The sequence below is a fragment of the Psychrobacter sp. 1Y10 genome, from assembly GCF_052259005.1.
Taxonomy (GTDB): Bacteria; Pseudomonadota; Gammaproteobacteria; order Pseudomonadales; family Moraxellaceae; genus Psychrobacter; species Psychrobacter saeujeotis.
In genome coordinates, this window is record NZ_JBQQES010000001.1 from 248,885 (window position 1) to 263,372 (window position 14,488).

The 14,488-nt window shown below is 42.6% G+C and carries 12 protein-coding genes; 11 read left to right on the forward strand and 1 reads right to left on the reverse strand.

Annotated features, from left to right (window positions below):
- The first annotated feature begins 665 nt into the window (after window positions 1-665).
- The 10 genes from ACTXGH_RS01100 (at window position 666) to ACTXGH_RS01145 (ending at window position 12,456) form a co-directional block, all read left to right on the forward strand.
- Complete coding sequence (locus ACTXGH_RS01100; RefSeq protein WP_439295707.1) at window positions 666-2,030, forward strand: MFS transporter; 1,365 nt, start codon at window positions 666-668, stop codon at window positions 2,028-2,030.
- A 107-nt stretch (window positions 2,031-2,137) separates the two neighbouring features.
- Window positions 2,138-2,755: a single-stranded DNA-binding protein gene (gene ssb, locus ACTXGH_RS01105; RefSeq protein ID WP_439261793.1), complete on the forward strand. Its 618-nt coding sequence runs from the start codon at window positions 2,138-2,140 to the stop codon at window positions 2,753-2,755.
- A 665-nt stretch (window positions 2,756-3,420) separates the two neighbouring features.
- Entirely contained in the window at window positions 3,421-3,744 is a 324-nt protein-coding gene (locus tag ACTXGH_RS01110; protein ID WP_439295706.1) for an H-NS histone family protein, read from the forward strand.
- 228 nt (window positions 3,745-3,972) lie between these two features.
- Window positions 3,973-4,770 carry a type II secretion system protein N gene (gene gspN, locus ACTXGH_RS01115; RefSeq protein ID WP_439261791.1) on the forward strand — a complete coding sequence of 266 codons (798 nt, stop codon included), beginning with the start codon at window positions 3,973-3,975 and terminating at the stop codon, window positions 4,768-4,770.
- Window positions 4,771-5,736, forward strand: coding sequence for a type II secretion system protein N (locus ACTXGH_RS01120; RefSeq protein ID WP_439295705.1), 966 nt, complete (start codon window positions 4,771-4,773; stop codon window positions 5,734-5,736).
- A 132-nt stretch (window positions 5,737-5,868) separates the two neighbouring features.
- Window positions 5,869-8,127 carry a type II secretion system secretin GspD gene (gene gspD, locus ACTXGH_RS01125; protein WP_439261787.1) on the forward strand — a complete coding sequence of 753 codons (2,259 nt, stop codon included), beginning with the start codon at window positions 5,869-5,871 and terminating at the stop codon, window positions 8,125-8,127.
- Between the two features lie 76 nt (window positions 8,128-8,203).
- Complete coding sequence (locus tag ACTXGH_RS01130) at window positions 8,204-8,380, forward strand: hypothetical protein (RefSeq protein ID WP_439295704.1); 177 nt, start codon at window positions 8,204-8,206, stop codon at window positions 8,378-8,380.
- A gap of 280 nt (window positions 8,381-8,660) precedes the next feature.
- Window positions 8,661-9,674, forward strand: a complete 1,014-nt coding sequence (locus tag ACTXGH_RS01135) for a TatD family hydrolase (RefSeq protein ID WP_439295703.1) — start codon at window positions 8,661-8,663, stop codon at window positions 9,672-9,674.
- 246 nt (window positions 9,675-9,920) lie between these two features.
- A complete protein-coding gene (locus ACTXGH_RS01140; RefSeq protein WP_299217996.1) occupies window positions 9,921-10,655 on the forward strand; it encodes a tRNA threonylcarbamoyladenosine dehydratase in 735 nt (244 codons plus the stop codon).
- Window positions 10,656-10,686: 31 nt separating this feature from the next.
- Entirely contained in the window at window positions 10,687-12,456 is a 1,770-nt protein-coding gene (locus ACTXGH_RS01145) for a GAF domain-containing hybrid sensor histidine kinase/response regulator (protein ID WP_439295702.1), read from the forward strand.
- Between the two features lie 111 nt (window positions 12,457-12,567).
- On the opposite strand, the gene efp is transcribed toward ACTXGH_RS01145, so the two are convergent.
- A complete protein-coding gene (gene efp / locus ACTXGH_RS01150; RefSeq protein ID WP_299217444.1) occupies window positions 12,568-13,140 on the reverse strand; it encodes an elongation factor P in 573 nt (190 codons plus the stop codon).
- 231 nt (window positions 13,141-13,371) lie between these two features.
- Between efp and epmB the strand changes: the two genes are divergently transcribed.
- The gene (gene epmB / locus ACTXGH_RS01155) at window positions 13,372-14,406 is read left to right on the forward strand and encodes an EF-P beta-lysylation protein EpmB (protein ID WP_439295701.1); all 1,035 of its coding nucleotides are present in this window, start codon (window positions 13,372-13,374) and stop codon (window positions 14,404-14,406) included.
- The last annotated feature ends 82 nt before the right edge of the window (window positions 14,407-14,488 follow it).

A 14,488-nucleotide genomic window follows, 5' to 3' on the forward strand; every position in this document is an offset into this window, starting at 1 on the left:
ACAGCTGTATCAACTGTGCATTCACATGTTATGTCATTCTATTTATAAAACCATTAATGTTAAAAATTGACAAAAGTCTAGATTAAATAAAATTAATGAAACAGTTACTTGTTGGCTAAGTTTTTGTTATTTTCTGATATTTATGTCAGTTTTAAAAACAGTATCAGGTAATCAGTTAATATTTTAAAAAATAGACTTGCGTTAAAGATATATGAGTAAATTCATTCATCAGTAGATCGCATCTATGTTTTTAAGCCTTTTTTAAGCGCTGGGCAATACAGATTACGATAACATTGCTTACATATATGAAGTTTTTCTATTTAGGGAGTTTTTTATCATATTTTGTATGACGTTTTACTTTATTGTCATTCAGATGACATTATTCAAGGTATGACTGCGCATTAGATGCACTTAGTAACAAAACTGTCTAGTAAAATAAGCAAGTTGCAAATAGCAGCCTATAGTTGATTGTCTTTTGAAGAGGGTTAACTATAGGGCACGTTATTGAAAAGGTAAAAGTTTCGGCAACCAAGTAGCGAATGTTTTATACTGTGGGGCTTGATTGACAAGTGAAGCTGATCGCATGAGCCTGTATCAATGGCGCTACATAATCGACAGTCAGATAAAAAGGTCAGATCAGCGATGATAATATCAGTGAGGCAAGTATGAATAGCGTAGAAAAACGAGCAATTCTCGGGGTCGGTGGTATATTTGCCTTGCGGATGATTGGCTTGTTTATGATTGTGCCTGTTTTCTCTGTATATGGTGACAACTATGCGCATGCCACGCCGTTTTTGATTGGTTTGGCCGTTGGTATTTATGGGCTTGGGCAAGCGATTTTTCAGATACCGATGAGCCTTGCTGCCGATAAATTCCCGCGTAAGCCGATTATCTTTTTGGGTCTGATATTATTTGCTTTGGGCGGTATCATCGCGGCCAACGCGACAGATATTTATGAGGTTATTATCGGCCGGGCGCTGGCAGGGAGCGGTGCGGTCTCGGCGGTGCTGATGGCATTGTTAGCTGATGTGACACGAGAAGAGATGCGCACCAAAGCAATGGCAACGATGGGATTGACCATCGCCACCTCCATTATGCTCGCTTTTGCCTTTGGCCCACTACTGGTGGGTTCGCTTGGTATTTCAGGCCTGTTTTGGCTGACATCGGGTTTTGCGGTTTTAGCAATGATGCTACTTTTTGTCATACCGACGCCGCTACGTGTGCTCAAGCATAATTTAGACAATAAATCGATTGGTCAGCAGTTGGTAAGCGTGTTAAAAATTGGCGATTTAAACCGTTTGCATATCGGTATCTTTGCCCTACATTTGACCATGACAGCGATCTTTGTGATTTTACCGCACCAGCTCTCTGACGTATTAGGTCTATCAGTACGTCAGCAGGGCTTGGTGTATTTGCCGCTATTATTTATCGGCTTTGCCGTGGCCATTCCCTTTATTATCATCGCCGAAAAAAAACGTAAAATGCGTCAAGTATTTTTGGGCGCGATTGTCTTGATGACGGCGGCGCTTGCATTATTGGCCTTGGGCAGTCAACTGGGAGTCGGGATTATCCTAGGTTTGTTGTTCTACTTCATGGGTTTTAATTTACTTGAGGCTACCATTCCGTCTTGGATATCTAAGCGCGCGCCAGTGGCAAATAAAGCGACGGCAATGGGACTTAATTCGTCCAGTCAGTTTTTTGGAGCTTTTGTTGGCGGGGCCATGGGCGGCTTACTATTGACACAGCCAAATTTATTGGCGTGGGGCATACTAGCACTTATTATGGGCGCAGCTCTGCTGATCATTATTCCGATTGCGCAGCCGCCTTACTTGTCGAGTACGACCGTTACCATCCCCAAAAATATCGACATACAAAATTGGTCGCGGCAGGTGTTGGCAGTAGATGGTGTCGATGAGCTGGTCGTGATGGCAAAGGAGCAAGTAGCGTATCTTAAGCTAGACAAGACCCAGCTGACAGATACTTCGCGACAAGAGCTGTCGCATTTGGCACAAAGCCCCCTAGATATTTAAACAAAAATTGGTTAAAGTAAAATCAAATTACTGATAGTATGAATTGGTTTCAATCAATAATAGCTTGTACGATTCATTAAATTATTCATAAGTAAAAGGACGGTATCATGCGCGGAGTTAATAAAGTTATCATTATCGGTAACCTTGGAGCAGACCCTGAGGCACGTCAATTTAACAATGGCGGTAGCGTGACCAATATTTCGGTTGCAACGTCAGAGCAATGGACAGACAAACAAAGCGGTGAAAAAAGAGAAGCGACAGAGTGGCACCGTATTGCTTTATTTAACCGTTTAGGAGAGATTGCCGCGCAATATCTTCGTAAAGGCAGTAAGGTCTATATTGAGGGCAGTTTGCGTACGCGTAAATATCAAGATCAAAATGGCCAAGATCGCTACATTACTGAAATTCGTGCTGAACAAATGCAAATGTTAGATGGCGCAAGTGGTGGTCAAGATAACAATAACTTTGGTGGTCAAAACCAAGGTGGCGGCTATGGTAATCAGGGCGGACAAAACAACCAAAACAACTTTGGTCAACAAGCCAATAATCAACAAGGTGGTTATAATCAGGCGGGCGGCGTAGCAGCCCAAGGTGGCCAACAAAACAGCTTTAACAATCAAAGTGCACCTGCTCAGCAAAACCAGTTTAATCAACCAAATCAAGCGCCAACACAAAAACCTACGGCAATGCCAGATGGTCCTGTCGATGATGACATTCCATTCTAGGATATACCTGAACTAATAGGGTAGAAAAACAATAAAAAGAGCCTATATCGATAGGCTCTTTTTAATGTGCGATGTTTTTTATAGGTGTTTCAATTTTAAAAGAAAATAGTGTCACTTTAATGAAGCTTTTATATCATCACGAAGTGTAAGGTATAGATTAGCCAAGAAAAAATAATACAAATAAAATATCATGACTAAATGATTAAATGTCTAACGCATGGCCTTATCTCAAACCAATCGTTTAAACCTGATATCAAAACTCACTGTTTATATGAGAAATAGTAAGAATACAGAATTACTATCCTAAATAAACTTATGTCTATAAAAAATTTTTTATGTAAGATATAGTTATTGTATAAAAATACGACTTTTCATGTCTTCATGACAATGTCATACCTAACTATTAAAAAACTTGAACAATATTATTGATATTTATTTATTCATTAAACAATAAAATTATGTTAATCTCGCACAGTTGCTATCGCTAGTTAATCAGACAGCGAAAATTATCACATAAATCAAATCGATCTATTTTGTTTCTGGTTTGATGGGTAATTTCAAAAGACAATAATAGTGTTAAAGCAGTATTGCTAAATACCTATCCTTCGCTTAATAGGTTGTAAAACCATATTGAGCTTATCTCTATTTTTAAGACTGAGGTTATTATGAATAAGAACAAGACAATTGATTTAGATAATCTAGATGTAGACGAGCTACGTGCTATCACTGAGAATGCCCAACAACTTATTACCCAAAAACAGCATCAGCGTTTATATGATGCGTATATGCAGTTTGAAAAAATCGCGGAAGATAGTAATAGTACAATTGAAGAAGTCTTAAAAGCTGGTGAGAAGTTAGAAAAGAAACGTAGTATTAAATATCGTAATACTGACAATCATCAAGAAACTTGGACTGGCCGTGGTCGTAAGCCTACATGGTTGGTGGATGCATTGGCAGCGGGTCGTGATCTTGAAGATTTTGCTGTATAAATCTACTTTAATCTGACCATGTGTTTATAGTGAATGTGATTATTATATTGCATTAATTGTACGAGCTATTTATAAACGAGTTATATAGTAGAGCGATAATACCACTCAGCTGATTAGATTCTAAAAACCAGTATCTTTGCTTAAAGATACTGGTTTTTTTGCTGTCATCTATAGGTAATAGTTTGTTATCATAATATCATTTTTACCTCCAAGAAGAGTAATCTAACTGTGTCCAAAGCATCTGCCTCGTCTCATAAGCGTCCCCGTAAGCTGTGGTGGCTGGTTGGATTTGTTTTGTTTGCTCTATTTGCGTTGTTGCAAATGCCAGCATCTTGGGTCGTTGAGAAGTACGCTCCTGATTCAACTTATGTACAACATGTTTCAGGTAATCTGTGGCAAGGTTCAGCCATTTGGCAACTACCAGTAGCGACTGTGCCACTGACGGGGTCTGCTAAGTGGTCTTGGCAGCCGTGGCAACTATTACTGGGTAAAATAGGCGCTGATGTTAATATTACTACGGGACAAACCCGTCTTGATGGCCAAGTCAACATAGGGCGTCACTCTTGGCAGGTTGATGATATGAGCGGCAAGATTGCTTCTGATACGCTATCTAGTGTGGTTGATTGGCAGCTGCCAAATACGCCCATTCAAGTAAATGCCGTCTCATTGCACCGCCAATCAAGCTCAAAAATGACTGGCTTTACAACAGCAGATGGTCAGCTCACTTGGGTAGGCGGCGAAGTTGGTTATCCAAGTGGTGGCAAGGTGTTTTATATTACGATGCCAGCAACACGTGCTGAGCTAAATACAGAACAGAAAAACGATAAAAATTTGCTGCATATTAACCTATTAGACAATCAAGATAAGCGCTTAGGGGATCTATATCTCGATGGTGATAACATGTTAGATGTGAGCCTGACGCAGCGATTGTTAGAAAATATGCCTGAATACCAAGGGCAAGCACCAAAAGATACAGCGGTAGTAAGTGTTCGCCAACCACTGCTGACAGGTTTGGGGGCGCGTTAAATGACAAGTATTCCAGCACGCCTAAAGCCAGTGGTAGACAACTTAAACCGATTTTCGGTATGGCTACTATTATTGGCACTTGGTTGGCTAGCTTGGACTGCCGCGCGCCTATTATGGTTGATATTAGCGCCACCTACTGCGCCTGCATTGCAGGTACAGCCATTGCAGAATAATGCCGCATCCAATATCGATAACAGCAGTTTGTTTGCAATATTCGCCGATCCTGAGCCTGTTGTCGCTGCTACAAAGCCGCCGCCTAATGTAAATTTAAAAGGGGTGCTATTGGCGATACCAGAGAGTATGTCATCTGCATTATTGGATGTAGAGGGCGAAGTTAAAAATTACCGTATTAATGAAAGCTTGCAAGACAGCGGGTATATACTGGTTGCTGTCGATTGGAACGCTGTCGTTATTGCTGATGCTAGTGGCAGGGAGACAGTCATTAGCATGGAAGATGCAATGCCACTTGATCAAAGCGATATGATAGCAGGGAATGTAAGCAATCAGCGCTTGCCAAGTAATGAACCGGTCGATGACTTGCAGCCGATGCCATTACCTAATGCAATACCGAATGACAATGTTGTCAATGCGGCTACTAGCTTCAATGATGGCTCTGACAGTGACTCAACAGACAGTGATTCTACAGATGATAGCAATGGTGCCAGCCCAAGCTCAGCTATTGATGAAGCTGTCACTGCATTACAAGACAGCCCAGCCAGTTATTTGAGTCGCATGGGGGTGATGGCAGCTGGTGAAGGCTATCAAGTCACCGCTGCAATGCCAGCTGGAATACGTAATCGATTGGGGTTAGAGCCGGGCGATCGAGTACTTAAGGTAAATGGCCAAAACATCGGTAGTGATCCTACACAAGACGCTGGTTTGTTGAAGCAGGTACAACAATCAGGCGAAGCTCAGATTGAAGTAAAACGTGGAGAGCAAGTGATTACGATTCGTCAGCAGTTCTAAGGGATTTGATGGTATTTAAATAATACGGTTTGCTCTAACCACCATTATCTCGACCATATAACAATATTGTTAGCGCTATATTAGCAACGTTTCAGTTTACAGTGAGTGATATCACAATGGGTAATGATAACCATGATAAGTTTTTATAAATTTTCAGTAACACCTCTACGTCATTCACTGCAGCGTTTGCTGTATATATGTCGGCCATTGTGTCTAGCACTGCCGTTATGGGCGGCAACGTTTGGGTTTGCCAGTGCTGAAAGCTGGAAGGTAAATTTGCAAGACGCAGACATTAAAGCTTTTATTAACGAAGTGGCAACGATTACCGATCAAAACTTTGTCCTTGATCCGCGTATCAATGGCAACGTCACTGTGATTTCTAACAAGGCGTTGTCTCGTGATGAGATTTATCAGCTATTTTTGAGTGTCATGCAGGTCAATGGCATTGCAGCGATCGACTCAGGAACGACGATCAAGCTCGTTCCTGATAATATCGCAAAGCAGTCTGGTGTCGAAGTTGATCTGCGTGGTGATAGCGTGGGTGAAGCCTTGGCAACTCGCGTTATTTATTTGACCAACACGCAGGCCGCTGAAGTACTAGGCGTTATTCGACCACTGATGCCGCAGTCTGCTCATGCGGCTGCCGTGCCTGGTGTCAATGCACTGGTATTATCTGATCGCGCTGATAGTTTGAATCAGTTAACCACCCTAATTCGTGATTTGGACAACAATGTCAATGATAGCTTACAAGTCATACCACTGCGCCATGTAGACGCTGAGCGTATGATGGATCTCATCAGTGCTTTGGTTTTAAGTGCAGGTGAACAGGCACAAGGAGGCGGCAATCAGCTCAAAGTGATCGCTGATACTTCTAGTGACAGACTGCTGGTCAAAGGTAGTCCTGAGATGATTGCTAAAGTGCAAGAAATGGTCAATCAGCTTGATACCACGCCGTCACGTCGCTTAAGTGGCTTACGAGTCTTTCGCTTAAAGTATGCAAGTGCTGGTCATATCGCAGAGATGTTACGCGGCTTACTTGCCAATCAGTCTATTAATAGTACTGGGGCGACATCGACCTTAGAGTCAGCCTCACTAGATAGTGCTAGCAGTACAGGTAGTACGCTGGGCAATAATAGCAATGATACATTAAATGGCAATAGTTCAACTGGAGCTAATAACTCGGTGTCAGCTTCTGCGTCCAGCTCAGGCGGGACAGGCACCAGTACTGGCGGTCGACCCTTTAGCATTATCGCTGATGAGACGCAAAACTCCGTTATTGTCAATGCAGCTCCCGAGCTTATGTTTGAGATTGAGACGGCCGTCAATCAGCTCGATAATCGCCGTGCGCAAGTGCTTATTCAAGCGGCTATCGTTGAGGTCTCAGGGGATGATGCCGCCCAACTCGGTGTACAGTGGGCGCTTGGCAATGCGAACAGCGGCTATGGAGTGGTGAACTTCAATAACGTTGGCGCAAGCGCGGCATCACTTGCAGGCGCGGTACTGTCTGGAGGCGCGTCAGGTATTAGCTCTGCGGCAGGCTCTATTGCTGGTGCGTTACTTGGTATTGGGGATAGTAGTACAGACAGTGATGGAAATACACAGTTCTACGGCGCTATTTTACAAGCATTAGACTCTTCTACCAGTGCTAACTTATTGTCCATGCCTTCTATTTTGACTTTGGATAATGAAAAGGCCAGTATTTTGGTTGGTCAAAACGTACCATTTGTAACAGGCTCTTATACAACCAGCGGTAACTCGTCTGAAAATCCATTTCAAACCATCGACCGCCAAGATATTGGTATCAATCTTAATGTCATTCCACATATTGGTGACAATGGCACGGTACGCTTGGAAGTCTCGCAAGAAGTATCTTCGGTCGTACCCGGTAGTGTCGGTAATGCCAGTGGGCTTATCACCAATAAAAGTTTAATCAACACCACTATTTTAGCGGATGATCAACAGACCATCGCGCTTGGGGGTTTGATGCGCGACAACACGACCAGCAACCAACAAAAAGTCCCAGGTTTAGGTAACGTGCCTATTATCGGGCGGCTATTCCGCTCTGATAGTGATAGCACTCAAAAGAGCAATTTGATTATATTTTTACAGCCAACTATCCTACGTGATGGTGGTGCAGTTGCAAGTGTCACTGAGCGCAAATACAATCAGATGCGCGTACTACAGTTGGTCATCGATAAAAATGGGACGATCAAACAGCTGCCACTTAGCGGCACTGAAGGCTGGGATGGTAAGGTTGATGCTAACTATGAATTGATGCCACTAAACCCACTTGTACCCAAGCGCGATCAAAAGTCAAAACCTACAGCGCAAGGGTTTACTAAGGTAGATGCTCCAAGTGCAGGCATTAAGACATATCCGTTAAAGCGTTAGAATATAGCGGTTAAGTTTGTCGTTTGGCTATCTACAACTGCGATAGACAGACATAAAAGTGGCGGGAGTAAAAACGATGAATAAACAAAAATGGCTGACATTAGGCATTGTCGGGACGGCTTTATTGCTACTACCAAGACGTAGCAGCTGGCAACAGACTCCCCATGCCAAAGAATTATCAAAAAAAGACTATTCAAAAACCATCAATCCTCAGCATACAGACTTGCAATATCAAAACTGTGACAAGGATTAATAAAGGGTTAAGAAACAACTTTTATACTTGTACGATTTTGATACTTGCACGCTCTTTATACTTGCATATTATGCTCAATATAATGCACCTAATAGACAGTTTAGCGGCGCAACATACTTCACCAAAGCGGTACATCACACGCTGTATTACAGTTTTGTATCAGCATATAGATACAAAGCTGCTAAACATTCAAAATTAAAATACTCTATTATCATAATCACCTAACTGCTTACGCAGCACATATTTACCAACCATTAAGAATCAACTATAAAGACGGATTATGTTTCATACAAATTCACATCTAGCGCTAGATCATACCCCACTGCCTGCTATATATCCTCTGATCGATACTCATACTCATTTTGATGCGCCAGTCTTTGATGGTGATAGACAGTCACAGACGCAGCAGGCTTATATGCAGGGTGTTCGGCACTTGGTGTTAGTGGGTTATTTGCAGCGATATTTTTCTAGACTCTATGAGACGCAGCAGACAATCGAGCAGATGCATCTGTCTAAGGATAAGGATAAAACTGATCGTAGAGACGTGTATCCTGTAGCGCACATTGCACTTGGCTTACATCCTTTTTATATCGAACAGCATACCGACGCGCATCTATCTAGCATGGCGCAAATGGTCCAAGAGCAGCGCCCGTTAGCAATTGGCGAGATAGGGTTAGATACTTATACGGATGCCATGAAACGACCTGAGGTTTTTGCTAAGCAAGCGCGTTTTTTTACAGCGCAACTGGATATTGCTGTGTTACATAAGCTTCCTGTCATGCTGCACATTCGTAAGGCTCATGCAGAGGCATTGGCGTTATTAAAGGCACATAGCTATGATGCGCATAAATTAGGCGGTATTGCCCATAGCTTTAGTGGCGGTGAGCAAGAGGCCAAAGCTTTTGTTAAATTGGGCTTTAAGCTTGGTATTACTGGCCAAATTACCAACCATAACGCCAAAAAGCTACGCCGTGCTATCAAAGCTGCTGTTGATAGTTATGGCATAGAGTGTTTAGTCCTAGAGACTGATTGTCCTGATATGATGCCTATGATGTGTCAAAAAGCAAAAGACACTCAACTAGACAGTCAATCAGCCAATCAATCAACAGCGGGACAAAGTCCAGATAACGAATGGTACGGCGCAGACGGACACAATCGTAACGTACCTGCTAATTTGCCTTGGGTATTGAAAGGTCTAAGTGAGTTGCTTTCTGTAGAACCTGCAGTACTTGCACCTCAATTGTGGCAAAATAGTTGCAATGCCTTGCAAACTTCTTGGCCTTACCCTAAATAAGACATGAGCAATTAAAAACGTCAAGAATATCAAAAGACTATTGACCATAGTGTCATCAATCATCAGAGCTTCTCATTCATTATGAATCAACAAATGCAACTCACAAAAACCGAGCAAAAATCGGCCAATACTGAATCGACTTTAGAACATGGCACACTAAATGCAACGACTCATACAGTAAGTGAGGTTGTCAATACAGATTTACAATATGAGCGACGCTTTCAGGGGACGCAGACATTGTATGGTATGGCAGCATTCGATGTCTTTGCTGCAGCACATGTTTATGTGATTGGAGTGGGCGGCGTAGGCTCTTGGGCTGCTGAAGCATTAGCGCGTACCGCAGTAGGCAATATTACGTTAGTTGATTTAGATGTATTGGTGGCTTCCAATGTCAATCGGCAGCTACCTGCGCTTGATAGTACCTTTGGGCAAAGTAAGATAGCAGCACTGGGCGCACGTTTGCAAGAGATTAACCCAAAGCTCACTTTGCACTTGGTAGATGACTTTTTAACAGTTGAGAATGTCTCTACATTATTACCCAATCGGAGTGAGGCAAAAGCTGCCGCAGCTGAGCAAAGGCCGATTGTGATATTGGACTGCGTAGATGATATGAGTGCCAAACTGGCTATTGCATTACATTGCCGTTTTAATAAGCTAAAGCTCGTTTGTGCAGGTGGGGCAGGGGGCAAGATAGACCCTTCTCAGATTACAGTCAGCGATCTAAAGGACAGTTATCAAGATCCATTGTTAGCGCGGTTACGTAACAAGCTGCGCCATGAAAAAGGCATCAATAGCGCTCTAAAAGATAAATTCGGTATTAGGTGCGTATACTCAACTGAGCCGCCGCGCGTAGACAAAAGCTGTCAGACAGGCGGGTTACAATGTGGCGGCTATGGCTCTGCAGTCGCGGTAACCTCTGTAGTGGCAATGATTATGGTTAGTGAGGCATTACAAATGCTGAGCAAACAAGCTGGGGTCTGACCCATTACTTCTTATTAACTTGGAGACGGTTTTGTCTATTCATACTTATCCGCTGGCGTTAGATGAGCATTTACGTATCGCTAAGCTACATGAATACGACGTGCTTAACACTTGTAATGAGCCTGCATTTTCGCGTTTGACTGAACTGGTTAAATTGTTCTTTGGTGTGCCCATGGTGGCTATTACTTTCATGGATGAACACGTACAGTATCTAAAATCGCCGCATGGATTCGGTGATTTATGTACGACCAAGCGCGGCGTGGCGATTTGTAATTACACAGTATTATCTAATAGTGTTTTTACTATACCAGATCTATCACTTGATGAGCGTTTCGTCGACAATCCATTAGTGACAGAAGACCCTCATCTACGTTTCTATGCAGGCGCGCCAATTACTCTAACAGAGGAGAACAAGACGTATCATTTAGGATCACTTTGTTTGTTCGATACCAAGCCCAACAATACATTTGATGACGATAAGGCTAGACTGCTTTTACAGTTCGCTGAAATGGCGGCAGATGCATTGCAGTTACAAAAGAATCAACATCGCGCCAAACATGCCAATCAAATGAAGTCTGAATTTTTGGCAAACATGAGCCATGAAATACGCACTCCCATGAATGGTATTATTGGTATGGTTGAGATGCTTGACGATACTGATTTGAACGTTGAGCAAAAAGTCTATGTCGACAACATAAAACTGTCAACAGAGCATTTGCTTGCGATTATTAATGGCATCCTAGACTTATCTAAAGTTGAGTCAGGCAAGATGACTGTTGATGACATACCTATGGACTTGTCATTATTATGTGATGAAGTTGTCAGTTTATTTGCGGTCAAAGCTCGTCAGCGTGGACTCATACTGGACTACAATTATAGTGAAAAACTATCGCCTTATATGCAAGGTGATCCTGTAAGGCTAAAACAGATTTTGGCTAATCTAGTTAATAATGCGATTAAGTTCACTCGTGAAGGTGGGCATGTCAGTATTAATGTCACTCATGCGCCGCATTGTAAAAAGGGTGGGTGTAGAAGCTTAGGTGCAAAAACAGATGAGATCATTTGCCATGATATGACGGTCTGTATTGATATCAAAGATACAGGCGTTGGTATTAAGCCTGAATCACTGGATGCTATTTTCGACGCTTATAACCAAGCAGACAAATCTACCCATCGCTTATACGGTGGTACAGGTCTGGGTCTGTCTGTTTGCAAGTCTTTGGTTAATTTGATGGGCGGACATGTTTGGGCAAACAGTGTCGTGGGAGAGGGAACGACGTTTAAGGTATTGTTACCTCTAAGGTCTATAAGCCAAGAAAAGTATGATGACTGGCAACGCTCAAACATCATAGAGATTAGTCCCAATTCTGAGTATTCTGGTCATATATTATTGGTTGAAGATGATAATGTTAACGCTATGATTGCCAAAAAAGCATTGTGTAATAATGGGCACAAGGTCACTCACGTGACTGACGGACAAAAAGCCATTGATCAGTTTTCAGCACACCCGCGGCGCTTTGATGTGATACTTATGGATCACCATATGCCGATCATGGATGGGATACAAGCAACGATCAAGCTGCATGAGATTTATGACCCAAAAACATTACCACCAATCATTGCGCTAACGGCAAATGCTATGGATGGCGAGCGCGAAAAATATCTGAAAGTTGGCATGCAAGACTATTGCACCAAACCTTTTAAAAAAGAACAGCTCAACGCGTTGGTACAGTATTGGCTTATGCACCAACAAGCAACAAAAAAACAGGTCAGTAGTAGAGACCTAAAAGAGTCATCATAGCAGATAGCTGCCGGTATCAAGTATCGAATAGCAAGTAAAAATCTGATAGTAATAATAAAAAAGCTCGACCATTGTTATGATGGTCGAGCTTTTTTTATAGGTCTGACGGTATCAGCTAACTCGAGTTTGATAGTCACCTGTGCGCGTATCAACGCGAACGATTTCACCTTGCTGGACGAATAAGGGTACACGTACGACTGCACCTGTCTCTAAAGTTGCAGGCTTACCACCGCCGCCTGAAGTATCACCGCGTACACCAGGATCGGTTTCGGTAATCTGCAATTCAACGAAGTTTGGCGGTGTGACTGACAATGGCACCCCATTAAACAAGGTAATCACGCAAAGCTCGTTACTGTTGTCTTTTAACCATTTTGGCGCATCGCCAATAGCCGCTTTGTCCGCTTGTAGCTGCTCAAAGCTTTCAGGGTGCATAAAATGCCAAAACTCACCATCATTATATAGATAGTTCATTTCAGTATCCAACACGTCGGCCGCTTCTAAGCTATCACCTGATTTAAAGGTTTGCTCGAGTACTTTACCACTACGAAGGTTGCGCAGTCTAACGCGGTTAAAAGCTTGGCCTTTACCAGGTTTGACAAACTCATTTTCAAGAATGGCACAAGGGTTGCCATCAAGCATGACTTTTAAACCGGCTTTAAATTCATTGGTAGAAAAACTTGCCACAAGAGACTCCTAAGGGTTGTAGTAATTATATTGATAGGTTACTGATTGATTATCGACGCGTTGCCAAACCTGACACGGTGTTACTTATACTGGAATACCTATCATATGGGCCAAAGTCTATGAATGGCAAGGGTAAATAGGTATAAACCATAATGTTTGCTTGGCATGCTTTGATAGTACGCTGATTTACAGCGTATAATGTCGGTTTTTAGGCACACGCATTAGGTTGTCATGATAAACCATTTAATCACACAAAAAAACTGGCAAACACAACTATCTGAAGCAATCACATCGATAGATGAGTTACTAGAGATACTCAACCTTGAGACGATTAAAGCGCAAGTTTATGCCCCAGCGCACTTTCCTTTACGTGTCCCGCGTGCCTTTGTCGCCAAAATGGCGGTGGGTGATGTGCACGATCCTTTATTAAAGCAAGTGTTACCAGACAGACAAGAACAAATCGCTGTGACAGGTTATATCACTGACCCCTTGGCTGAAAACGACCAAAATCCAATTAAAGGTCTGCTACATAAGTATCAATCTAGGATACTATTAACTGTGACGGGTGCGTGCGCCATCCATTGTCGTTACTGCTTTCGTCAGCACTTTGATTATAACGCCAATATGCCAACTTCCACCGAACACTTAGCGATTGCCTCCTACATTAAAGAGCACCCTGAGGTCAATGAGGTTATCTTAAGTGGTGGCGACCCATTGAGTGTTTCTAATCGGCGACTATTTGCTTGGCTTGATACCTTGGAGGCGATACCGCAACTGACCACTATTCGCTTGCATACACGCTTGCCGTTAGTGATTCCTGAGCGCTTAGATGATGCTTTGCTAGATCGCTTTAGTCAAAGTCGCTGCAACATCGTGATGGTTGTTCATTGCAACCATGCCAATGAAATTGATACGAACACGGCTCAATATTTGCAGCGTGCACGGGTCGCTGGTATTGTGCTGTTAAACCAAGCCGTATTATTAAAGGGTATCAATGACAGTGTCGCGACTCAAACTGCCCTCAGTCAGCGTTTGTTTGCAGCAGGTGTTTTGCCTTATTATTTACACGTACTCGATAAGGTCTTAGGCGCCGCTCATTTTGATAACGATGAGCAGTCCGCTGTTGACTTATATTGGTCGTTGTTGGCTAAGCTTCCTGGGTATCTTGTGCCAAAATTGGTAAAAGAGTTGCCAAACAGACCATTTAAGGTGCCAATTGATATTTATAAAGACAGTCAAGGTATGCAGGATAGTAAGTTGTGGTAATATGTTTTGCTGAACATTAGTAGCGCTCTGTAACGCACATACACACAAGTAATATCGCGACTGTTCATTTGAGAATAGAGGT

Coding starts and splice junctions, on each gene's coding strand:
- ACTXGH_RS01135 (WP_439295703.1), top strand. CDS start 8,661: ATGTTTCATACAAATTCACATCTAGCGCTAGATCATACCCCACTGCCT.
- ACTXGH_RS01100 (WP_439295707.1), top strand. CDS start 666: ATGAATAGCGTAGAAAAACGAGCAATTCTCGGGGTCGGTGGTATATTT.
- ACTXGH_RS01140 (WP_299217996.1), top strand. CDS start 9,921: ATGGCAGCATTCGATGTCTTTGCTGCAGCACATGTTTATGTGATTGGA.
- epmB (WP_439295701.1), top strand. CDS start 13,372: ATGATAAACCATTTAATCACACAAAAAAACTGGCAAACACAACTATCT.
- ACTXGH_RS01130 (WP_439295704.1), top strand. CDS start 8,204: ATGAATAAACAAAAATGGCTGACATTAGGCATTGTCGGGACGGCTTTA.
- ACTXGH_RS01110 (WP_439295706.1), top strand. CDS start 3,421: ATGAATAAGAACAAGACAATTGATTTAGATAATCTAGATGTAGACGAG.
- ssb (WP_439261793.1), top strand. CDS start 2,138: ATGCGCGGAGTTAATAAAGTTATCATTATCGGTAACCTTGGAGCAGAC.
- ACTXGH_RS01120 (WP_439295705.1), top strand. CDS start 4,771: ATGACAAGTATTCCAGCACGCCTAAAGCCAGTGGTAGACAACTTAAAC.
- gspD (WP_439261787.1), top strand. CDS start 5,869: ATGATAAGTTTTTATAAATTTTCAGTAACACCTCTACGTCATTCACTG.